This window comes from Marinobacter sp. KMM 10035 (genome assembly GCF_046537445.1).
Lineage (GTDB): Bacteria > Pseudomonadota > Gammaproteobacteria > Pseudomonadales > Oleiphilaceae > Marinobacter > Marinobacter sediminicola.
In genome coordinates this window covers 903,290-925,721 of record NZ_JBBVMG010000001.1, presented here as the reverse complement: position 1 = coordinate 925,721, position 22,432 = coordinate 903,290, and the positions used below count along the sequence as shown (strand labels likewise).

Genomic DNA, 22,432 nt, shown 5'->3' with positions numbered 1-22,432 from the left:
GTTCACCAAGACATCAATATATGAGCTTGGTGGACTCCACTTGAATTGTTCGAGAACCGGCGAGGCAAGGCTTTCCAAAACTGTGCGGAGCCAAGGATGGCGGAGCCCAAGCGTCACATGGATGTGCCGCAAGGAGCGTGTTTTGGAAAGCCTTGCCTCGTCGGTTCCAGCACCAAAGTCGGAAAATCTATGTCTGAAACTCTCAGAAGACTGCTGAAAGAGGGCAATGCGCCCCAACACAACACCGCGATCACACCCCACGTAGGCGTGCTCACCCTGCACTTCCAGCTCTACGGCTGCGAAGACCTCAAGGCCAAACGCAAAGTCTTCACCCCACTTCGTGCCATCTGGGGCAAAGAGCCCGACCTGGCCGTAGCAGAAACCGCCGATCTGGAAGCCCTCGATTGTGCCACCTGGACAATCGCTGCCCTCGGCATGTCGTCGCAGCAAATCACCCAGCGCCTCGACCAAGTAGAGAAAGCCATACAGGAAAAGGTCGATGCCGCTATACTCGACATTCACCGGGAAATTCTCTGAAAAAGCTCAGTGGCACAACATTTAAGCAGCCCGTATACTACGCCCCCTCAGGGATGCCAGTGTGCCTGGAAGCGACAGGTGACAAGTAACCAATGCCGGAAACAGACCCCGGCTGTATCCGTTGGGCATCGGGAACAGGCCCTGCGGTGACCACTGATTGTGTGTGGTATCTATGACCGGCAAGAAAAAAACGGCTCAGGCCTCAGTTGAAGCCATGTATCGCGTGTTCACCGTGCCCGAGGCACCGGAGTCCACGCTCAGCCGTATTGACCAGAACATTTCCCGCAACCTTGCAGGCTTCCTGCAGGAGCATATCGTTGCGGTTGAACGGGATCTTGCAGACGTCGAGAAAAACTTCTCCGACTACACCATCCCGGAAAAGCCCGTGTTCGTTTCAGAGCAGGCGCAATTCCTGCTCGACAAACTGGTTGCTAACTCCGTTCACACTGCATCACCCGCCTTTATCGGCCACATGACCTCAGCACTGCCATACTTCATGCTGCCGCTGTCCAAGATCATGATTGCCTTGAACCAGAACCTGGTAAAAACTGAAACCTCCAAGGCCTTCACGCCTATGGAGCGGCAAGTGCTGGGCATGATTCACCGGTTGGTGTATCAGGAAGACGGCGCCTTTTATCGCAAATGGATGCACGACCCCCGCCACTCCCTGGGAGCCATGTGCTCCGGGGGCACCGTCGCCAACCTCACCGCACTCTGGGTTGCACGCAACCGTGCTTTCCCGGCTGAAGGCAGCTTCCGCGGCCTGCACCAGGAAGGCCTGTTCCGTGCATTGAAATACTATGGCTACGAAGGCGCTGCCATAGTGGTATCCCGCCGCGGGCATTACTCTCTGGGTAAAGCCGCCGACGTGCTAGGCCTTGGCCGTGAATCTCTGGTTGCAGTAGACACAGACGATGACAACCGAATCCAGACAGACGCCCTGCGCGACAAGTGTCTGGAATTGCAGAAACAGAAAATCAAGGTTATGGCCATCTGTGGCATCGCCGGCACCACCGAGACCGGCAACGTTGACCCTCTGGATGCTATGGCAGACATCGCACGGGAATTCGGTGCCCATTTCCACGTAGATGCAGCCTGGGGCGGCCCAACACTGTTCTCCCGAACCTACCGTCATTTATTGCGCGGCATAGAAAAGGCAGACTCAGTCACCTTCGATGCCCACAAGCAACTGTATGTTCCTATGGGTGTTGGATTGGTGGTGTTCAAAGACCCCAGTCTCGCCAGTGCAGTTGAGCACCATGCCCAATACATCATCCGCAAAGGCTCTCGCGATCTGGGCTCTACCACACTGGAAGGCTCACGCCCCGGCATGTCGATGCTGATCCATTCCGGCCTGAAAATATTGGCTCGGGAAGGTTACGAGATACTGATTGATCAGGGCATTGAAAAGGCGGCAAGCTTTGCCGAAATGATTGATGCTCAACCAGATTTTGAGCTGGTGACCCGGCCTGAGCTGAACATTCTTACCTACCGCTACTGCCCGGAAAACGTGCAGCAAGCCTTGGCTCTGGCGGACCCGCTTCAGGCGGAAAAGCTTAATGCATGCCTGAACAGCGTCACCAAATTTATCCAGAAAACCCAACGGGAACGGGGCAAGGCGTTTGTTTCAAGAACCCGGCTGGAGCCTGCCTGTTACTACAAGTTTCCGTGCATCGTATTCCGGGTTGTTCTGGCGAATCCTCTGACCACGCCGAAGATTTTGGCGGACATTCTGGAAGAGCAGCGTGAGCTTTCAGGAGAAGAGGGAATTCAGGACGAAATCAGGATATTGCATCAGATGGCGAATGCGGTGCTGAAACAGCATGAGCAGGGTCAGAAGCAAGCCTGACGTAGTGGAATTACCCTTCAGGAACCGCAAGGGAGGGAATCAGGCTTCCAAAACACGCTGTAAATACCTCCCTGTACGCTCGGCTCCGCCATCCATGGCTCCGCACGGTTTTGGAAGCCTGATTCCCTCCCTCGCTCCGTGCTAGCCTCTAATACCGGATTTCCGGGGGCAACTAACTCAGTAAAGTGCCTCTTCGTCATCCAATACTTCATCAATAATTTCCAGAAACATTCGATCCGCATCACTCCACTTTTCCGGGATACGGATGGTTGTGTTAGCGCTGATTTCCCGGGCGATTACTTCGTCGGAGCCGGGCTGAGACCGATACTTTCGGGCAATGTCGATAGACTTTACCGCGATAGTCGGATCACTTAACACCTTCTTGATAAACACTCGAAGCTCATCAATCACCTTGGCCTGGCGACGGCTTTCAATCGGTGTACTCATACCTCACCCTCCGGGGCAAATAAATTCTGAGGGAGCGCACAGCTCCCGTAACATATACACAGTATGGCCAAACCTAAGCGTTACAACCAGCCACTACAATCAGACGAACAGCCCACGCAAGGTGAAAAACAACAGAGCCGCCATAATGGCTGAGGCGGGCACGGTGATAATCCACGCAGCCGCAATCCGCACAAGGTGTGAGCGTTTAACCATTTCTTCTTTGTAGATTTTCTTGAGCCGCTTGCGGTCCGATTTGGTCAGGGGCACGTGCTTCTTTTTCTTGGCGCGCTTGAGAAGCTTCTCCATTTCTTCAACAGAGGCGTTACGGAAGTCATCCAGGAAGGGCTTGAGGCGCTCAAGATCGTCTTCATCGCGCTCTTCCATGATCTTGTGCAATTGAGTCGCATAATTGGACTTCAGGTACTCACGCAAGAAACCAACACCAAAAACGCCACCAATGGCAATGTGCGTAGAGCTCACTGGCAAGCCCAGTTGCGATGCCAGAATAACCGTAAGTGCCGCCGACAGTGCGATACAGAAGGCACGGGTCTTATCCAGCTCGGTAATTTCGCTGCCCACGGTTTTGATCAGACGCGGACCAAAGAGCATGAGACCGACGGTTAAGCCCAGGGCACCAATCATCATGACCCACAGAGGAATGCTTGAAGCTGTCACGATCGCACCGTTTGATAACGCGTCGTTGATGGCCGCAAGTGGGCCGATGGCATTCGCTACGTCGTTTGCACCATGGGCAAAGCTTAGCAGAGCAGCCGCAAATATCAGTGGCCAGGTGAACAGGGTATTCACCCCCCCTGCACTGTTTTCCATAGTGGCCGCGCGACGGGAAGCCAGAGATCGCACGATAAAAAAGGAGACTACCGCAGCACCCAAACCGACCAGGGAAGCTTGAAGGAAGTCGACCTCAACAATTTTCTTTACGCCTTTGATCATCAAGTAGGTGCCGAAGGCCCATGCCATGATGGCGACAAGCCAGGGTACAAAGGTTCGCGCTGCAGGTATTACGTTCTTCCGATAAAGCACTGTCTTGTTGATAATAAATAGCAATAGGGCCGCCAAAGCCCCCCCAAGAACTGGCGAAATAACCCAGCTGGCGGCAATCTTGGCCATAACACCCCAATCTGCAATACCCCAGCCGCCCGCAGCAATGCCGGCGCCGAGCACGCCGCCGACAATGGAGTGGGTGGTGGATACAGGCGCACCCATCCAGGTCGCCAGATTGAGCCAGAGGGCGCCTGCAAGCAGAGCTGCTGTCATCAGCCAGACAAAGGCGCGGCCATCTTCAAGACTTGTGGGATCAATAATGCCGCCCTTGATGGTAGAGACAACATCGCCACCCGCAATTAACGCACCAGCAGATTCAAAAATGCCTGCCAGAATAACGGCAGCACCCAGAGAGAGAGCACCAGAACCAACCGCAGGACCAACGTTGTTTGCAACGTCGTTAGCACCTATATTGATAGCCATATAGCCGCCGATGACCGCTGCAGCCATAAGCAAGGTGCTATTGGGCAGCCCTTCACTGAAGGAACCTACCGCCAGCCAGACGCCGAGCAAGAACAACAGGCTGAGCCCGACCCGGTATCGCTCTGTAGAGTTGCTGGTAAGAAGAGTGTCCAGAAATCCGCTTGAACGGGCCATAACAGAATAAGTCTCATTTGGTCTGAATGGGGAAGGATCCACCGTGTAGCGCGCAACTATAAATTTTTTACCCTGAAATTGAAACTAATGTGCGTCTGCGCGAACCGGTCACACAATACACTTGAAATAGATGCATACCTACCGTTGCCTGATTCATAATGGGCAGAGAGCCAGAGTAATAAACAACAGCGTTGTACATAACAACAAGGCCGCTATGACAAAACACTCATCCTTGGGCTATCAAGCTGCACAGGAACGCGAAAGCGCGCAGATTTCGCTGGTGCTGACCTGGCTGTCACTCGCGGCGATTTTGACCCTGCTCGGCATTGGCGCAAAAGCCTGGAGTTCAGCACACTACAGCCACGCTCTTGCCCTGTGGGGATTTATCCTGCCCGTGGTCGCGAACATGGTCTGGTTTGCCTTCTCCCGGAATCGCGAGATACAAAAAACCGGGCTTCTGGTTATTGTAAGCTTTCTTTTTACTTACCTCATAGCCTCCGGGGGTGAGAGCAATACCGGCCCTCTGTGGTTCTACGTGTTTCCGCCTCTGCTGTTTTTCCTGACCAACCTGAAAACCGGCACCATGATTCTTCTGCTGGTCTATCTGGTTGCCCTTATTGTGTTCCAGTTTCCCGGCCTGTCCTTTGTGCAGGCGGAGTACAGCGGCGACTTCAAGATCCGCTTTTTCGCAACACTGACCTTTGAATCGATCTTCTGTTTTGTCCTCGAAGCCAGCAGACTGAAGGCTCGTAACGAATTGCTGGATCTCGCCCTGACTCACGAACATGCGGCCAAAACCGACGAGCTTACCGGGCTGTCTAATAGGCGAGACATCCTGAATCGGTTATCGGAAGAGTTTTCACGGTACCAGCGTTCCGGGCACCACTTTTCCATTGTTCTGATCGACCTCGATCTTTTCAAGAATATCAACGACCACTATGGCCATAGCGCTGGCGATGCAGCTCTGAAGCAGTTTGCCACAACGGTGCAGTCCGTCATCCGCCAAACCGACGTGGCGGCCCGCTGGGGCGGCGAGGAGTTTCTCCTGCTGCTGCCGGATACATCCCTGCTTCCAGCTCTCACGTTGGCCGAACGCTTACGCAGCGAGGTAGCGCGGGAAAGCTTTAGCTTCCACGGCGAGGATTTACCCATAACCATGAGTGCGGGCGTCTGCTCTATTTCTCAGGCCGACTCCATTGACAACATGCTTCGCCAGGCGGACTTGCATCTATACAGCGCCAAGGAATCCGGACGCAACCGGATTGCACCTCGGGTACGCAGCCAGGCTGCAAATGCCCAGGATGCACCAAGCGCTTGAGACTGCATAGCCTGGCCGCTACTATCCGGCGCTAAATAACACTTGGAAAATCGATTTGCACTGAACGGGAAATCACATGAAAGACATTCGAATTCTGGTGGGTAGCGTCTATGGCGGGGCACTGATGACCGCCAAAGCCATCAAGCAGGCTCTGGATGCCGAAGGCTATACCGTTAAGGTTCTGGAGAACCCGACACTGGAGGATATGACCTCTGATACGGCCCCTTTGCTGGTTTGCACATCGACCACTGGCGAAGGAGAAGTTCCCGGCAACCTTCTACCCTTTTATGTGGATTTGCGTGATCAGTTACCACAACAGCCAGGACGCCCCTTTGGCATCATTGTTCTGGGGGATAGCTCTTACGGTGATACGTATTGTGGCGCCGGCGAGCTGATGGAAGAAGCACTTTATGAAACCGCTGCCCGAAAGGTTGGCGACACTCTACGCATTGATGCGCTGGAAACCCAGGAGCCGGAAGAAGAAGCCTTGCCCTGGGTACGTGAATGGGTATCCGCTGTACTAAACTAGGAGCACTTTGGGCCGCTATTAGCTACAGTCCACACTGGTTTTGAAAACAACCACAACTTTCGGTGAATCGTGACAAGATTCAAATGGTTTCGCACTCTGACAGCAGTTGCGCTGTTTTTATCCCTGGCGTTTAGCTGCCAGGGCGCTGAGGCGTTCCATTTTCCCAGTGTCGAGTTTCTCCGCCTGTCTCCCGACGCTGAACTGTCGCCCGCCGAAGCATCAGCCTCTGGTGACTGGCAACCTCTCGCAAACAGCAGCGCAAATTTTGGCTACACCCGGGATACCATTTGGTTCCGTTTTGATGTTCCTGTTAACCGCCAGATTAATTTGCTTGAGATCGGGTACGCCCATTTGGATCACGTTGCCTTTTATCTGATGGAAAACGGGCAGGTTATTGAAGCGACCGTTACTGGCGACCATCACCCCTTCAAAGAGCGCCCCATTCTCAACCGACACTTCCTGTTCCCATTCAGCGCGGACACAAGCACTGATCGGCAAGTTTTGCTCGAAGTGAGAACAACAGGTACTTTGCAAGTACCCTTGGCTCTATGGAATGCTCAATCATTTTTCGAGCACGCCTCCGTTGAGGAGCAGCTCCATGCCATCTATTACGGCGTACTGATCAGCGTTATCTTTTTCAACCTGTTTGTATTTTTTGCTCTGCGCGAGAACGTCTATCTTTTCTATGTGCTCTCGACGCTAAGCTACCTCCTGTTGATCAGCAGCTTGAATGGCACGGCCTTCCAACTACTGTGGCCAAGGAGCCCCGAGCTTCATAGCTGGGTCACGTTGCTCTCCATCCCCTTTGCCGTCATGTTTACCCTGTTATTTTCGCGTTCATTTCTCCAGCTTGAACATTCCGGGCCGGCTCTGAACCGGGTCGTCATTGGCTTTATTGCGGCAAACGCACTCCTGATCGCAGCCTCCGGCCTGCTTGATTTCGGCACTTCCATACGGTTATCGGTGGCTGTCGCGATCCCAAGCACGCTGCTTCTTACCATCATGGGGCCATTACAATGGATACGCGGCAACCCACAAGCTGGCTATTACACAATAGCCTGGTGCGCTTTATCCGTTGGCAGCGCCATTACCGGTGCCAACAAAGCAGGGTTTATGCCCAACAACTTTATTACAGCTTACGGCATGGAGATCGGGTCGGCACTTCAGGCAGTTTTGCTGGCACTGGCGCTGGCCGCGCGGCTTTACCAAGAACGCCAAGGGAAGGTAGAAGCCCGCGATGCGGAGCTGAAAGCCATGGCAGCCCGGCGTTCAGCCGAGCTGAAGCTAATAGAAAACGCGCTACACAACTCGCTTACAGGCCTTCCCAACCGAACCAATTTTGAGATGCAAGTGAATGACCTGATTCGCCGGACTCCAAATACCCGGCACGGCATTGTCATCATCCACCTGAATAACTTGCAGTCTGTGACCAAGACTCTTGGGCACCGAAACAGCGACCTCATATCAGAGGTAACCGCGAAAAACGCGAATGCTATCGCCCGTCAGATTCCAGGCGTTATTTCTCTTGGTCAGCATAACGGGCGCAGCTTTTACACAGCCTCTCTCGACCTGGAGACATTGGTCTGCATAGTGGATGCCGACACGACTGAGCAGGCACGCAGAGCGGTTGTCCGTGCACTGGAAGCTATCCGTGCCCCGGTCGATTTTCTTGGCATGAAGATTCCACTGAACGCCCAGATTGGTATCGCGGTTTCCCCGGTTGATGGCACTGACGCATCCACTTTGATTCGCAGAGCTTCTATAGCGGAGGGCTCAGACCGCGCCCGTGAGCGCGGAATTGCGTACTACAGGCCATCCCTGGACTCATACAGTGCCAGCCGGCTTACGATGGTTTCAGAATTACAGAAAGCACTTGTGAATAATGAACTGGCGCTCCATTTGCAGCCAAAGCTGAATTTAAGAACCGGCCGGATCTGTGGAATGGAGGCCCTCATTCGCTGGCCAGCAAGAGAACAGCCCGTGCCTGCGGATGAAATCATCACGCTGGCTGAGCAGACAGGGCTGATAAAACCACTCACCCGCTGGGTGCTGGAGCAATCACTTGAACTCCGGAGCCGCCTGCTCGAAAACGGCCACCTTCTGGACCTCTCGGTCAATATCTCACCGAATAATCTCCGGGAGCCGGATTTCCCGATGTTTGTAAAACGCTTGATGGGCGCACACTTGGAACACAGGGGCTCGATCATCTTTGAGGTTACAGAAACATCGATGATGCAGGACCCCGCTAACGCTCTTAAAGCCCTTAACTCACTGGCCAGCGCCGGAATTCCGGTTTCCATTGATGACTTTGGTTCTGGCTACTCCTCGCTTTCCTACATCAAGCAGCTGCCCGCCAGCGAAATCAAAATCGACCGATCGCTTATAACGGATCTGGCTACCCGCGAAGAAGACAGAGTGATTGTTCAAACGACCATCAATATGTGTCACAGCCTCGGCTACCTGGTTGTGGCCGAGGGCGTGGAAGAAGAAGCCACTGCAGATCTGCTGAAAGGGATGGGCTGTGACATGATTCAGGGCTACTTCCTGAGCCGGCCGCTGCCACTTGAACGCATGCTGGGCTGGCTATCCCAAAGGCGTGAAGCCGTCACCAGAAAGCACTCCCCCGGATAACACTCAGTCGACATTAGCGCCTGCGAATCAGTGCTTCCTGAGTGGCCGATGCCACCAGATCACCCTTCTGATTAAAGAAGTTGCCCCGATTGAAACCTCGCCCTGCTGAAGCACTCGGGCTGTCTTTGTCATAAAGCAACCAATCCTCCATGCGAAAATCCCGATGGAACCACATGGCATGATCAAGACTCGCGACCTGTAGACTCTTATCTATAAACGATTTGCCGTGGGGGTTCAGCGACGTACCTAAAAACGAAAAATCCGATGCGTAGGCAAGCAGGCAACGATGCAAAACCGGATCGTCAGGCAGAGGGCCCTGAGCACGAATCCAGCTTTGTTTATGGGGTGGGCGCTTCTCAGGCTTAAACGGATTTGTGGGATCCACCGGGCGGATTTCGATGGGCCGGTCGCGGGTCATAACTTCCCGCATGGCTTCAGGCGCCTGCGGTGCCATCAACTTGCCCCAGTCCTGCTCGGAGCGCAGGGTGTCGGGATCTGGTGCTTCAGGCATCTCTGCCTGGTGCTCAAAACCTTCCTCAGCGGCATGAAACGACATGGAACCTGTCAGTATTTCCTTGCCATCCTGGCGGGCAATAACCCGGCGAACAGAAAAACTGCCGCCATCACGCACCCGCTGAACCTCGTATTCTATCGGCATTTCCTTGTTGCCTGGCCGCAGGAAATAGGCATGCAGAGAATGGCAGAGGCGGTCTTCGACCGTATGGCTAGCCGCCATCAGCGCCTGCCCGAGAACCTGCCCTCCAAACACGCGGGGGAATCCCAGATCCTGGCTCTCGCCCCGATAGTGATCATCGCCAGTGGGGGCGAGATACAGCAGTTCTACCAGTTTTTTTGTAACGTCAAGCATGCCTGCTCCTGTTGATTCGTTAGCTCACGAAGGGTTTTCTACCGCAAGCGCGGAACTTTCGCAACGAAAAGCGCCAACAGGGGGCAGCGCATTCAAGAATGAATGGGCGGTACCACTTTGGAGAGCGCCTGCTTTTCCAATGCAAACCGGCCGGTAACCGCAAAACCCAGAACATCTCCCTCCGGGTTTTTGAACAGGGATTTTACATGAGTGCCATCCTGCTCGGTTTCCCAACTGCCTTCGGCATCTGATGGCGGCGGGCACACTGCTGTCGGGCAACACGGGGTTTTGATCATCACAGGCATGGTGCCGTAGATTACCTCTGTCGGCGCTCCCGTCAGGGTCTTTGCCAGGGCACGGGCACATGCCATCAACGGCAGAACGTAGAGCAGCACATGGCCATCTACTTCAGCACAGTCCCCCAAGGCATAAACATCCTTGGCCGAGGTTTCCAGCAGTCTGTTTACTTTAATCCCCCGGCCAACGTCGATCCCGGCCGCTCTTGCCAGTTGCGTGCGGGGCCGCAAGCCAACTGCAGAAATGACAATGTCCGCGGGCAGTGTTTCATCATTAGCGAGGAACAGTTTTACACTCGCTCCATCTGGCTCTAAACGCTCCACCACGGTTTCCAGATGAAACCGCACCCCCAAGGCTTCCAGTTCCTGCTGCACCGCGTTCGCGGCAACTGGAGGCAGCAAGCTCGGCATAACAGCATCGGAAGGCGCAATTACATCCACCTCGTAGCCGCCATTACGCAGGTCGTTGGCAAACTCACAGCCAATCAGCCCGGCACCCATAATGGCCACTCGACCACCCGGCATCAGTGCCTTGCGGAAAACCCGGTAATCTTCCAGATCGTTGATCGGAAATACCCGCTCCTGACCCTCACCGGGTATCGTCAGCCGAATCACATCTGCGCCCCAGGCCAACACCAGCTTGCTGTATGTCAGGCTACCATCACCCAGCAATAATCGGTGGCCGTTGGTGTCTATGCCGGTCACAGTGGTGAAGGTACGTAGCTCCAGGTCCAACTGTTCTGCCATTGCAGCAGTGGCTGCCTGAGCCAGGCCGTCTGCATCCTTACCTTTGGAAAACCCGGTAGAGAGCATGGGCTTGGAGTAGCTGACGCCATCATCGGCGGTCACCATTACTATCCGCACGTCTTTGTCCTGCTTACGGATTTCACGGGCCAGGGAGTAACCTGCCAAACCGGTTCCGACAATTACGATGGGTGTCTGCTCTGTCATAGCCATGCTCCGTTCGGGTTCAACCGATCTCGATCATTTCAAAATCTTCCTTGCCCACACCGCAGTCGGGGCAAACCCAATCTTCGGGCACATCATCCCAGGCAGTCCCGGGCTCAATACCATCTTCCGGCCAACCTTCTGCTTCATCGTAAACCAGGCCACACACTACGCACTGCCACTTCTTCATAAACAATCTCTCCACCACACATTTTTATAGGATGCGTCGCAATGATACGCGGCGCGTAATGATTGACCAATGCCAACAAAGACGCTCACACCGAGTTTTTCTGCCAATTGTCCGTATTATACCCCCTCCCCTCCGCTGTCCCTCTCCGGTATAATCGCCCGTTTTACGACAGGACCGACCGTTATGAGCGATACCGTCGCCGAAATGAATCAGGTTATGGCCGAAGCTGATTGCCTGGTTGATGAGCAGCGAGTACAGACTGCCATTCGCAATCTTGCCGACGACATTACCGGCCGCCTCAAAGACAGTAATCCCCTGCTGTTTTGTGTGATGAACGGCGGTCTGATCTTTACCGGTCAGCTGTTGCCTCGCCTCAACTTCCCGGTTCAGGCGGAGTACCTGCATGCAACACGCTACAGGCAGGAAACCACCGGCGGCATTCTGGAGTGGACACTTCAGCCCAAGGCCGACATGAAAGGTCGCACTGTCCTGGTTATTGACGACATCCTTGACGAAGGCACCACCCTCTGCGCGATAGCTGACTATTGTTTGAGCCAAGGGGCAAAAGAGGTTCTGACGGCCGTTCTGGTGGACAAACAGCACGACCGCAAAGCCCGCCCGGATCTGAAGGCTGATTTCACAGGCCTGTATGTTGAAGACCGCTTCCTGTTTGGCTACGGCATGGATTACAAAGGGTACTGGCGCAACGCTCCTGGAATCTATGCCGTTAAGGGCCTTTGAAATCGAGCCCCATATAGACAAGCCGGGCACGGCTATACCACCAACCAATTGGTATAGCTCTTTTGCCGCTGCCAGACTGCGCAACCCGGAGGTGCATGGCCCGGCGAGTTACTGGCTGAAAGTTGAAGGCTCCTTCACACGGGCGCTGCAAAAGCAATGTGCAAGCTCGTTTCACGTAGAAGTGCAGCGCGAAGGCTTTGCCACACCCACCCTAGAAGAAGCCCGGCGCCTGGGCATCCCTTTTCGCCAACTTGCCTGGATTCGCGAAGTGCGCCTGTGCGGCGATGGCAAGCCCTTGGTTCTAGCTCGTACCGTTATCCCCCTTGCCTGCCTCAAAGGTGAAGGCAGGCGACTGCTTAATCTTGGCAGCAAACCTCTGGGCGCTTTCCTGTTCAGCAGCCGCGACTGGCAGCGAGGGCCCCTTGAGACCGGGCTTTGCACCTCGTCAAACCGCAGCTCATCAAAAACCGGACTGCCTGAACCTGAACTTGCACGCCGCTCCCTGTTCAGCAACAAAGAGAGCGCATTGCTGGTAGGCGAATATCTGCTTCCAGTGCTTTATCGCAGGAGCTGACGGGCTGCGGAGGAAGCTCCGACTTTCACCCTTGCCCGCCCACTGGCTATAATCCCTGCACGTTTGCTTTCCACACATTCTGTTCCATGCCCCAAACGGATAGACCCATGCTGCCTGACGCCGTGCCAGAACACATACGGAGCCGATTAACCGATTACGCAAAACTTCTGCGCATCGACCGCCCAATTGGCACTCTCCTTCTGCTCTGGCCCACATACTGGGCACTCTGGCTTGCCGGTGAGGGCAACCCCGGCATAGGCAATATCATCGTGTTCACCCTGGGCGTTTTCTTTATGCGTGCCGCCGGCTGCGCCATTAATGATTTTGCCGACCGGGACTGGGACAAACACGTAGAGCGCACCAAAGACCGCCCGCTGACCACCGGTCGAGTAAAGGCCTGGGAAGCAGTCGCCCTGTTTGGCGGCCTCTGTATTATCTCTTTCCTGATGGTGGTGTTTATTACCAACACCTTCACGCTCTACCTTTCCTTTGGCGGCGCCCTGCTGGCGTTTATTTACCCTTTCTCCAAGCGCTTCACCCATTTACCCCAGCTGTTCCTCGGTGCTGCTTTTTCCTGGGCCATCCCCATGGCATGGGCGGCAGAAGCTGGCGAGCTCAGCCAGGTTACCTGGTTGCTGTTCACGGCCAACGTACTCTGGACAGTAGCTTACGACACCTTCTATGCCATGGTGGATCGCGACGACGATCTGAAAGTCGGCATTAAATCCACAGCCATCCTGTTCGGCGATGGCGACCGTGCAATCATCGGCGCACTTCAGGCCATGGTGGTGCTCATCCTGATAATTGTTGGCAACCGCTGTGAGCTGGGAAGCTTCTATTATCTTGGATTGGTTGCCATGGCCTGTCTGTTTATCTACCAGCAGTATCTGGCCAAAGATCGTGAGCGCGACGGCTGCTTCAAAGCCTTCCTGAACAACAATTGGGCGGGGTTCGCGGTATTTACCGGGCTGATTATCGACCTGTTTGTGTCGTAGGAAAGGAATCACCAAAGAAATCTGGTAACGGCGGAATGGGCCGGGCTGTCACACAGCTGTAACACTCTAGCGTTGTAATAGTTCAGCAACACATCATGGTCTGAAACAGGTTAGAGAATATGTCTGGAAAAACCGTCCTGATTGTCGATGACGAGCCCGCTATCCGCGAAATGATCGTTGTGGCGCTGGAGATGGCTGATTACGAATGCCTCGAGGCCAGCGATGCCCCCGAGGCCCACGCCCTGATCGTCGACAGGCAACCCGACATTATTCTGCTGGACTGGATGCTGCCCGGCACCAGCGGCATAGAACTGGCAAGACGGCTGAAAAAAGAAGAAACCACCTCAGATATACCCATCATCATGCTCACCGCCAAGGTTGAGGAAGACAACAAGATCCGCGGCCTGGAAATCGGGGCTGATGACTACATCACCAAACCTTTCAGCCCAAGAGAACTGGTCGCCCGCCTGAAAGCCGTGCTGCGCCGGGCAACGCCTCCTGGCATCGACGACCCCATTGAGGTAGACGGCCTGACACTGGACCCAGCCAGCCACCGCGTCACTTCAAACGAGCGCCCCCTGAATATCGGGCCTACGGAGTACCGCCTGCTGCAGTTCTTCATGACTCACCAGGAGCGGGTTTACACACGCTCCCAGCTTCTGGACCAGGTATGGGGCGGCAATGTATACGTTGAAGAGCGAACGGTTGATGTGCACATTCGGCGGCTGCGCAAAGCCCTGGGTGAACATCACGACTATCTGATTCAAACTGTGAGAGGCGCAGGCTACCGGTTCTCTACCCAGCCCGCTTGATCTACGCTTGCCGCTCACCAAAAGCACCACAAGGCTGCCTTTAAATGCAGAAAATCTGGTCGCGACATCTGCGTCTCACACTTGCCGGGCTTGCAGGCAGCACGCTTGCTGGCCTGTATTTGGGTTACCCGGTTTACGGTTTGACCGCCGGCCTTGCGCTCTATCTGTTGTGGACGCTCTACCAAACCCGGAGCCTGGCGCATTGGCTGTCAGACCCGAATAGCGCCAGTGAAGCGCCTCAAAGCATAGGCATCTGGGGCAGCTTTTTTGAAAAACTGCACAAGCTCACCCAGAGTTCTCTGCAAGCCCAGAGCAGTCTGCGATCGCGCATAGATCGCATACAGGAATCCACAAACGCCATGCGCGACGGCGTCATCATGACCGACGCTCTTGGCGCCATGGAATGGTGGAATGGCTCTGCAGAGCACCTATTGGGATTTCAACGCTCTACGGATCAAGGGCAGTATATTTACAATCTCATCCGAACACCGGCTTTCAAAGCCTACTTTGACGCAAAAAACTACCGGGAACCCCTGGAGCTGAGCTCGCCCGCGAAACCTCATATTCATCTGCAAATCCAGATCAGCCTGTTCGGAGAAGACGACCGCCTAATTGTGGCCAAGGATGTCTCGCGCCTGCATCAGTTAGAGCAGATGCGCCAGGATTTCGTAAGCAATGTTTCCCATGAAATGCGCACACCACTAACGGTAATCAGCGGTTATCTGGAAACCCTTGTGGACAACGCCGATGATCTGCCCGCCAAGTGGCGGAGAGCGGTCAACACAATGGCTACCCAATCGTTCCGAATGGAGACACTGATTGCCGATCTTATTCTTTTATCCCGTATCGAAACCGGTAAGCAATCCGAGCAGGATGTACCAACCAACGTTGACCGGTTAGTGCGGCAAATCTGCCAGGATGCAAGAACTCTCAGCGGTGAAAGCCAGCATGACATCCGCTTTGAAGTAGCCAGCGAGCAACTGATAAGCGGCGATGAAAACCAGCTACGAAGCGCTTTCTCCAACCTTATCTTCAATGCGGTTAAATACACGCCTGCTCGGGGCAAAATCAAGGTGCTCTGGTTCACAGACAATGAAGGGGGGCATCTGTCAGTTAAAGACACAGGCTCCGGCATTGATGAGGTTCACATTCCCCGGCTCACGGAACGCTTTTATCGTGCAGATCCCAGCCGACACAAAGACACCGGCGGAACCGGGCTAGGCCTGGCCATCGTCAAACATGTACTGATTAACCACGATGGGAATCTGGAGATAAAAAGCCGGCTTGGTGAAGGCAGCGAGTTTGTGTGTCACTTTCCCCCAGAACGGCTAGTGTCGACGATTACTGAATAAACTATCGCTTACCTGCTCTGAAACGGGCGATGAACCGGGAAAGATCCTCCATTTTCTTTGGATCCTCGTCCACAAACCGAATGGACACACTCACAAAATCGGTATCCTGCCGCTTATCAACCGCTTGCAGCTGATGCACGTACCCATTCAGTCGCGCCATCTGCCCCTCTCCGGTTTCTATATCGACCACCGCCTGATCCAGAATGCCCGGAAACTCTTGATCCCGCCGGGCAATGACTCGTACTTCCGTCAGGTTAATGTCTTTAACGACCGATTTCAGAGTGCTCTCTGCAAAGCGGATTGACGCAAGGCTCATAGTGCTTCGGGTGGCCGCGGGCTTGGAAGACTGCTGAACCGGCGGCGCGAAGGCACCGGCTGCCGGGGTGGGCTGAGTTACTGGTGCGGGTATTGGCTCCCTCTTTTGTGTCAGCAGTGCCGCTGACTCCTTGAACGCATCTGCTGGCCCCTCCATGGATTTGCCCGTGCGGCCCATAGCCGTTGTCAGCGTGCTGCCCATTACCTTGATGATCTTCTTGCTCAGGCCCTCCGGGCTGAACGGCTTGCCAAGATATTCAGATACACCTTCCTTTACAGCCTCAATGACATGGTCTTTGTCGCCACGGCTGGTAATCATGATAAAAGGCACTTTTTCGTACTGAGGCTGTTGGCGCATCCACTGCAGCAGCTCAAGGCCAGACATCTCGGGCATTTCCCAGTCACAAAGAATCAGATCAAACATGCCGCGAGACATCAGGGACTGCGCCCTGCGACCATTCTGGGCGTCGGTGGTTTCTATAACGGGAAAACGCTGGCGTATTGTACGCTTGACCAGATCCCTTACAAAACTGGCGTCATCAACCACCAGCGCTTTCAGCATTGCCATGTTTTGAACTCTTATGAATGTATGCCTCCAACTATAGAACAAAGGCCCGCAGGGGAAACCCGCATGCTACAAAAAACCACAAACTTCCAACCTGAAAGCCACCAACTGCGGTATTTGCGCCCCCCTTGCAGCAGCATGTTAAAGAACTGTCACCCCCATGGGCCTTGTAAAGTGTTTCACCAACTGAAAAACACGCTACCATGACCTTTTACAGTCCACACCTTCTTCTATTACCGAGGTTTTCCGTGCTGACCAAGCTTGCAAGGATTCTGCCCAACCGGCGTATAGCGTGCCATGTCTCTGTATCCGCGTTTCTGGCTATCTCCGCTCTGCCTGCAATGGCCAAAGTGGCAGACAACGAGGCCGTACTGGCGGCGCCGGTTGGCTTTGAGGAGTGCAAACTGCAACTTCAGGAAAAAGCCATTGCAGCCGGGGTGAGCGCAAAAACCGCTCAAGACGTTATGACCGGGGTCAAGCATTTAGACCGGGTAATCGAGCTGGACCGCAGGCAGCCCGAGTTCACCACCACCTTTGCCGACTACCTGAACCGTCGGGTTAACGACGACAGGGTGAGCAAAGGCCGGGTGCTGATCAAAGAACACAGCGAACTTCTGGCTCGGGTAACTGAAGAGACCGGCGTGCCCGCGCCCTATCTCGTCGCCTTCTGGGGACTGGAAACCAACTTCGGCAGCTACTTTGGTAAAATGTCCGTGCCGGACTCGCTGACAACTCTGGCCTGTGATGCCCGACGCAGCAAATTCTTTACCGAACAGCTGATTGCCGCGTTGCGCATTATTGATGAAGGCGCAATCCCGGTGGAGCAAATGGAAGGTTCCTGGGCCGGTGCAATGGGGCACGTACAATTCATGCCCACCGTATTCCTGAAGCATGCGGTAGACGCCGATGGCGACGGCCGCCGCGACCTGTGGAACAGCCTGCCAGACGCCATGATGTCTGCAGGCAAGTTCCTTCAGTCCATGAACTGGGACGGCGACTACCGTTGGGGCCGTGAAGTGCTGCTGCCCAAGAACTTCGACTACTCATTGGCTGATGGTCGTCGCCTTGAGTTGAGCAAATGGGGCGAACTGGGTATTACCGATGCGTTCGGCAAACCTCTTGCCCGGGAAGAGATTACCGCCGCACTGATTGTTCCAGCCGGCCACAGCGGGCCGGCATTTCTTGCCTATCACAACTTCAAAGTGATCATGGGCTGGAACCGGTCGGAGTTCTACGCCATAGCCGTAGGCCACCTGGCTGACCGCATTGCGGGCGCGGGAATGTTGCAGAATCCGCCACCGGAGGATACGCCGGCCCTTTCTCGAGATACGGTTCTTGCACTTCAGGCAGCTCTCAACGAGCGTGGGTACGATGCGGGCAAGCCTGATGGTATTACCGGGCCAGCAACCCGCTCTGCGATTCGTAAATATCAGCACGCTGAAGGGCTGATCGCCGACGGCTTCCCGGGGCATGAATTGCTTGACCGGCTCGGGCTTAGCATTTAGCACAGGCTGTCAGCTTTTTTTACAACCAAAAAGAAAGCAACTCATAACACACTGATATATATAGCGATACCTAGTTGGCACGGAACTAGCTCAATGGTAGCAACTGACGACATAAAATGAATTGTGTCATTTCACTGTTAAAGCTAGGAGTTATGCCATGAAGATGTTGGCGAAGGGATCCATTGGTGCGTTGTTTTTGACGGCGGCTATGAGTGTAGCTGCCTATCCAGTAAATCTTGACTCTGTGAATGGCGAATGGCAATCGCCTGTCGGCGGATCAAATATTCAAGGGGTTGGATCAGAGAGCATTCGCTGGGGTACCGGCGAGGAGTCGTGCTCAGGGATCCTTTGGTGGAGAGAGTGCTCAAATGGGCCCCAAAGTGGTTTCAGCTTTGAAGGTCCTAACAATTTGCCGCAAACACTGACTTCGAACGACCCGTTCGTGTTGGGAACCTTCACCCATTTTAACAACCGCATCACTGGAGAAAGCATCTCCGGCGCCGCGCTTGACGTGTACGCTTCGTTCTCCACAAACCCAAGCAATGGCAACATCACCGGTCCGTACACGTTTGATTTCAGTCATACTGAAACGCCAAACGTTCACTGCGGCCCACTTGCGTTTATTTTTGGCTGCTCAAGTCGCGACGTGGATGACGTTGTTCGTTTGGACAACATGATCGAAAGTTCAGAGTTCCAGTTTGGCTCCAACATCTACTCGCTATCCCTCCTGGGATTCGACGGTGGAGCCACTGAGATATTCACCCCTGAAGGCGACGCAACCTCCGTCGACCTTCTAGCGAAGCTAAATGTACGCTCTGTAGCAGTCCCCGAGCCAGGCACTCTGGCACTGCTCGGCCTTGGCCTGGCCGGTCTAGGCATGGCACGTCGCCGCAAAGCCGCTTGATTGGTTAGTACACTAACAGGAACTCTATAGCCCTGTTGTGCACATAGTACAAAACCGACACCCCGCGCTTGCATCAAGTCCGGGGTGTCGGTTTTTTTAACACACGTTTTTTCAACACATCCTTCTTCCCGTGATCTGAACCCGCATTCCAAGCATAATACCCACCATCACCCTCTACTTTTGCGGAATTCATGGACTCAATCACTCAGGCGGCTCTTGGCGCCTCAATTGCTGGCCTTGTGGCAGGCAAAACCCTCGGGCGACCGGTTCTCCTCATCGGCGCGCTGCTGGCTACGCTTCCCGATCTTGATGTGCTGATTGATTACGGAACGGCGGTGGCTAACTTTACCCAGCACCGGGGTTTTAGCCACTCTCTGTTTGTGCTTGCGCCTTTGTCACTGTTGCTTGCCGCTTTGCTCTGGCGCTGGAAGCCTGAACCGGGGTTTCCCCGCTGGTTATTACTAACGGCTTTGGCGTTGATGACGCACCCGCTTCTGGACACCTTTACCACTTACGGCACACAACTTTTCTGGCCGTTTGGCCGACCCCTTGCCATAAGCAGCATATTCATCATCGATCCTTTGTACACACTCCCGCTGTTGGCAGGCTGCATTGCTTTTTTAATACGCCCTCCAGCGGCGCGTGCCATAGCGGCGGGACTGGTTCTGTCCACTGCGTATCTCGGGTGGTCTTTCGCGGCCCAACAGATCATTACCGAACGAGTCCAACCGGCTCTCGCAGAGGCGGGCTTTGAGAAGGCCGAACTGCTGGTACAGCCCATGCCGTTCAATACGGTGTTATGGCGTGCCACGGCCATCAAGAATGATCAACGAGTCGAGATCGTAACCGGGTTTCTGGATGGCGGCGCTCCTTTAACCCTTGAGCATTTCCCCCGTGAGCCAGAATTGGCCAAATCTGTCGCGCAATTACCCGAAGCCCGTCGCCTGGAATGGTTTACGAATGGCTTTCTCGACTACCAGGCACGCAATGGCGAAATCACCGCAACCGATGTTCGCCTGGGCATCCCCGGGGCACACCCATTCACCTTCATTCTGGCGGATGATCAAGATGGCGCGCTCACGCCAGGCAATGGTGAACGTGCCCCGCGGCCTATCATGAATACCGGCGCACTGCCTCTGCTCTGGGCCCGCTCCACCGGCGCTATTCCTGTGCTGTGTCTTGCCAATCTTGCAACGCCAGCCCCTGGCCAGGAGTGTTAACAACCATGCGTCTTGATCAGTTCATTTCGACAAGCTCACCGCTTTCACGCAAAGAGGCCAGGCGCGCCATACATGCCGGGAGAATTGAGGTTAACGGCAAGGTTTGGAAAGACACGGGAAAGCACGTCCCTGCGGATGCTGAGATATCTATGGATGGCGCGCATCTGACGATTCAGGGTGAACGCTATCTCATGCTGAATAAGCCTGCTGGCGTTGTTAGTGCTACTCGCGACAGTGATCATCCCACTGCTTTGGACCTTATCTCCGCGGAGCTGACCCAGGATCTGCACATTGCGGGACGACTGGACGCCGACACCACGGGCTTGCTGCTACTGACAACCGATGGAAAATGGTCTCACCGGGCCACCTCCCCAAAAGTAGACTGTCCGAAAACTTACCGGGTAAGCCTGAACACACCTATAACAGATTCAGCCATCAAGGAACTGGAAACCGGCATCCTGCTTAAAAATGACACAAAGCCCACAAAGCCTGCCCAGGTGAAGGTTGTGGAGCCTCAGTTGATTGAACTGACTATTTCAGAAGGGCGCTATCACCAGGTCAAGCGCATGTTGGCGGCGGTAGGGAATCATGTGGAGGCCCTGCACAGGCAGCGCATTGGTGATATATCCCTCGACCCGGCATTGGAGCCGGGTGCGTATCGGGACCTGACGGAGCAGGAAATCGCTTCGATTGGCTGAGTTCAGGAACGCTCGAAGCGTTGGGCTTTCAGGTTTTTACGCACAGCGCCGGCCTCGAACACTTCTCCATTCATGGCAACATAGACGCCGGGGGGCAAAAGCTGCACCGCCGCCCAGGCAAAACCTATGTTGAACACCGCATCGCTACGACGCATCCGTGCGGGCTGCATGGCTCCCGTCAGCACAATGGTTTTGTCTTTCAGAGATGACAGCACCTGAGCGGTTTCCGCCATAGTATCAGTGCCGTGGGTAATCAGAATGCGGCTGTTATCGCAGGCATTAACTGCAGCAAACACCTTGTCACGATCTGCATCGGTCATTTCCAGGCTGTCTTTGCGCAATAACCCCTGCAGGCTGTAACCTTTGTGGATATTCGATTCCGCCAGCAGCTCCGGCACCAGAGACTCACCGATTTCAAACTCGCTGTTTGCGTCAAAGTACACCTTATCGATGGTGCCGCCAGTAGTGAAAATCCGGATCATGAGGTTCCTGCCTTATTCAGCGCATTGTGCAATGTCGCTCGGGTTCTATTTCAGAGCGGTTGCAGTGCTCTGTGCCAAAGCGTTGTAGGCCGCGTTCTTTTCCTCTGCGTATTGCCGCGCGGCTTTAGCTACCTGCCCACTGGCACCGGTATCCAGCCAGCGCTTTATGCGGCCGGCATCGCCCATGGGGGATCGAGTGCCCAGGGAGTCGAGCAGTACCGTGACCACCTGCTTACCGTTCATTTCAGAGATCATAACAAGACAGCGCCCTGCTTCCGAAAGATAGCCGGTTTTGCTCAACCCTACGCCCCAGCTTTCACGGTGCACCAGCGTATTGGTGTTGCCAAACGACAAGCTGTAACGGGGGTTACGGAAGTTGCCGCGAAAATAACCTGTTGTGGAATATTCTCGAATTTCCGGATGCTTTGCAGCAGCATTGACCAGCTTCACCAGGTCCCCTGCGGTTGAAAGGTTTTCTGCCGAGAGGCCAGTTGGATCCACAAAGTGGGTGCCCATCATGCCAAGGGCTTTCGCTTTGGCGTTCATGGCAACAATAAATGCATCGAAGCCACCCGGGTGGCTTCTGGCCAAGGTGTAGGCCGCAAAGTTCTCAGACGACATAAGCGCAATGCGTAGAACATCGGCGCGACGCATCGTTGAGCCGATCCGGATGCGGGTATAGGCATTGGCAGCAGCAGCTGTGTGGCGCTTCTCGAACACCAGCCACTCATTCAGCGGAGCACCAGATTCAAGCACCACTAGAGCTGTCATCACCTTGGTTATGGAAGCGATGGGCACAGGCCTGTTTGCATTCCGGCCAAATACCAGCTCATTGCTACCAGCCATCGCCACGGCCGCATTGACCGATGCCAAATTCAGGTTCTGAGCACCAGCCAAGCTGGCGCTCTTCTGCTGTGCATTTACTGCAAGTGGCAGGCATAACACCAGCCACAGCAGCATCCGCACGATGTTCATTATATGCATGTTGCACTCTGTT

At 54.6% G+C, this 22,432-nt stretch carries 22 protein-coding genes; 14 read left to right on the top strand and 8 right to left on the bottom strand.

All coding sequences use genetic code 11. From position 1 onward, the window contains the following. The first annotated feature begins 189 nt into the window (after positions 1–189). Together AADB16_RS04040 and panP are read left to right on the top strand one after the other, a co-directional pair. Positions 190–537 (top strand): DUF503 domain-containing protein, encoded by a 348-nt coding sequence (locus AADB16_RS04040; RefSeq protein ID WP_410801549.1) that lies wholly within the window; start codon positions 190–192, stop codon positions 535–537. A 172-nt stretch (positions 538–709) separates the two neighbouring features. Then, positions 710–2,386, top strand: a complete 1,677-nt coding sequence (gene panP, locus AADB16_RS04035; protein WP_410801547.1) for a pyridoxal-dependent aspartate 1-decarboxylase PanP — start codon at positions 710–712, stop codon at positions 2,384–2,386. 177 nt (positions 2,387–2,563) lie between these two features. Here the strand turns inward: panP and AADB16_RS04030 are convergent, their stop codons facing one another. Together AADB16_RS04030 and AADB16_RS04025 are read right to left on the bottom strand one after the other, a co-directional pair. Continuing rightward, positions 2,564–2,833, bottom strand: coding sequence for a hypothetical protein (locus tag AADB16_RS04030; RefSeq protein WP_298452326.1), 270 nt, complete (start codon positions 2,831–2,833; stop codon positions 2,564–2,566). A 99-nt stretch (positions 2,834–2,932) separates the two neighbouring features. Beyond that, entirely contained in the window at positions 2,933–4,492 is a 1,560-nt protein-coding gene (locus AADB16_RS04025; protein ID WP_309044667.1) for an inorganic phosphate transporter, read from the bottom strand. Between the two features lie 214 nt (positions 4,493–4,706). Here AADB16_RS04025 and AADB16_RS04020 point away from each other — a divergent pair, with 214 nt between their 5' ends. From AADB16_RS04020 to AADB16_RS04010, 3 genes are all read left to right on the top strand, one after another. After that, positions 4,707–5,810, top strand: coding sequence for a GGDEF domain-containing protein (locus AADB16_RS04020; RefSeq protein ID WP_410801545.1), 1,104 nt, complete (start codon positions 4,707–4,709; stop codon positions 5,808–5,810). A gap of 76 nt (positions 5,811–5,886) precedes the next feature. After that, positions 5,887–6,339 (top strand): flavodoxin, encoded by a 453-nt coding sequence (locus AADB16_RS04015; RefSeq protein ID WP_410801544.1) that lies wholly within the window; start codon positions 5,887–5,889, stop codon positions 6,337–6,339. Positions 6,340–6,408: 69 nt separating this feature from the next. Further along, a complete protein-coding gene (locus AADB16_RS04010) occupies positions 6,409–8,970 on the top strand; it encodes an EAL domain-containing protein (RefSeq protein WP_410801542.1) in 2,562 nt (853 codons plus the stop codon). 13 nt (positions 8,971–8,983) lie between these two features. Here AADB16_RS04010 and tesB read toward each other — a convergent pair whose 3' ends face one another. The 3 genes from tesB to rd form a co-directional block, all read right to left on the bottom strand. Further along, complete coding sequence (gene tesB / locus AADB16_RS04005; RefSeq protein ID WP_309044663.1) at positions 8,984–9,838, bottom strand: acyl-CoA thioesterase II; 855 nt, start codon at positions 9,836–9,838, stop codon at positions 8,984–8,986. A 92-nt stretch (positions 9,839–9,930) separates the two neighbouring features. Then, positions 9,931–11,085: an NAD(P)/FAD-dependent oxidoreductase gene (locus tag AADB16_RS04000; RefSeq protein WP_410801540.1), complete on the bottom strand. Its 1,155-nt coding sequence runs from the start codon at positions 11,083–11,085 to the stop codon at positions 9,931–9,933. 19 nt (positions 11,086–11,104) lie between these two features. Continuing rightward, positions 11,105–11,272 carry a rubredoxin gene (gene rd / locus AADB16_RS03995; protein WP_072795848.1) on the bottom strand — a complete coding sequence of 56 codons (168 nt, stop codon included), beginning with the start codon at positions 11,270–11,272 and terminating at the stop codon, positions 11,105–11,107. 183 nt (positions 11,273–11,455) lie between these two features. Between rd and AADB16_RS03990 the strand changes: the two genes are divergently transcribed. The 5 genes from AADB16_RS03990 (at position 11,456) to phoR (ending at position 15,746) form a co-directional block, all read left to right on the top strand. After that, positions 11,456–12,013: a hypoxanthine-guanine phosphoribosyltransferase gene (locus AADB16_RS03990; protein WP_309044661.1), complete on the top strand. Its 558-nt coding sequence runs from the start codon at positions 11,456–11,458 to the stop codon at positions 12,011–12,013. Continuing rightward, on the top strand, positions 11,994–12,587 hold the full coding sequence (locus tag AADB16_RS03985; protein WP_410801538.1) for a chorismate--pyruvate lyase family protein: 594 nt from the start codon (positions 11,994–11,996) through the stop codon (positions 12,585–12,587). Before AADB16_RS03990 ends, AADB16_RS03985 begins: the two co-directional genes overlap by 20 nt. A 107-nt stretch (positions 12,588–12,694) precedes the next feature. Further along, a complete protein-coding gene (gene ubiA / locus AADB16_RS03980; protein ID WP_410801536.1) occupies positions 12,695–13,582 on the top strand; it encodes a 4-hydroxybenzoate octaprenyltransferase in 888 nt (295 codons plus the stop codon). Between the two features lie 119 nt (positions 13,583–13,701). Then, entirely contained in the window at positions 13,702–14,394 is a 693-nt protein-coding gene (phoB, locus tag AADB16_RS03975; protein ID WP_410801534.1) for a phosphate regulon transcriptional regulator PhoB, read from the top strand. Between the two features lie 44 nt (positions 14,395–14,438). Then, positions 14,439–15,746 (top strand): phosphate regulon sensor histidine kinase PhoR, encoded by a 1,308-nt coding sequence (gene phoR, locus AADB16_RS03970; protein WP_410801532.1) that lies wholly within the window; start codon positions 14,439–14,441, stop codon positions 15,744–15,746. Position 15,747: 1 nt separating this feature from the next. Here phoR and AADB16_RS03965 read toward each other — a convergent pair whose 3' ends face one another. Continuing rightward, positions 15,748–16,629: a response regulator gene (locus AADB16_RS03965; RefSeq protein WP_410801530.1), complete on the bottom strand. Its 882-nt coding sequence runs from the start codon at positions 16,627–16,629 to the stop codon at positions 15,748–15,750. Between the two features lie 245 nt (positions 16,630–16,874). Here AADB16_RS03965 and AADB16_RS03960 point away from each other — a divergent pair, with 245 nt between their 5' ends. The 4 genes from AADB16_RS03960 to rsuA all read left to right on the top strand — a co-directional run bounded on the left by AADB16_RS03960 (position 16,875) and on the right by rsuA (position 20,953). After that, positions 16,875–18,131: a lytic murein transglycosylase gene (locus tag AADB16_RS03960; protein WP_410801528.1), complete on the top strand. Its 1,257-nt coding sequence runs from the start codon at positions 16,875–16,877 to the stop codon at positions 18,129–18,131. A gap of 157 nt (positions 18,132–18,288) precedes the next feature. Next, positions 18,289–19,035 carry a THxN family PEP-CTERM protein gene (locus AADB16_RS03955; RefSeq protein WP_309044655.1) on the top strand — a complete coding sequence of 249 codons (747 nt, stop codon included), beginning with the start codon at positions 18,289–18,291 and terminating at the stop codon, positions 19,033–19,035. Between the two features lie 191 nt (positions 19,036–19,226). Continuing rightward, the gene (locus AADB16_RS03950) at positions 19,227–20,255 is read left to right on the top strand and encodes a metal-dependent hydrolase (protein WP_410801526.1); all 1,029 of its coding nucleotides are present in this window, start codon (positions 19,227–19,229) and stop codon (positions 20,253–20,255) included. Positions 20,256–20,260: 5 nt separating this feature from the next. Further along, positions 20,261–20,953 carry a 16S rRNA pseudouridine(516) synthase RsuA gene (rsuA, locus tag AADB16_RS03945; protein ID WP_410801524.1) on the top strand — a complete coding sequence of 231 codons (693 nt, stop codon included), beginning with the start codon at positions 20,261–20,263 and terminating at the stop codon, positions 20,951–20,953. A 2-nt stretch (positions 20,954–20,955) separates the two neighbouring features. Here rsuA and AADB16_RS03940 read toward each other — a convergent pair whose 3' ends face one another. Together AADB16_RS03940 and pbpG are read right to left on the bottom strand one after the other, a co-directional pair. Next, entirely contained in the window at positions 20,956–21,435 is a 480-nt protein-coding gene (locus AADB16_RS03940; protein ID WP_410801522.1) for an asparaginase domain-containing protein, read from the bottom strand. A 45-nt stretch (positions 21,436–21,480) separates the two neighbouring features. Next, positions 21,481–22,419 (bottom strand): D-alanyl-D-alanine endopeptidase, encoded by a 939-nt coding sequence (gene pbpG, locus AADB16_RS03935; RefSeq protein WP_410801521.1) that lies wholly within the window; start codon positions 22,417–22,419, stop codon positions 21,481–21,483. Between the last annotated feature and the right edge of the window lie 13 nt (positions 22,420–22,432).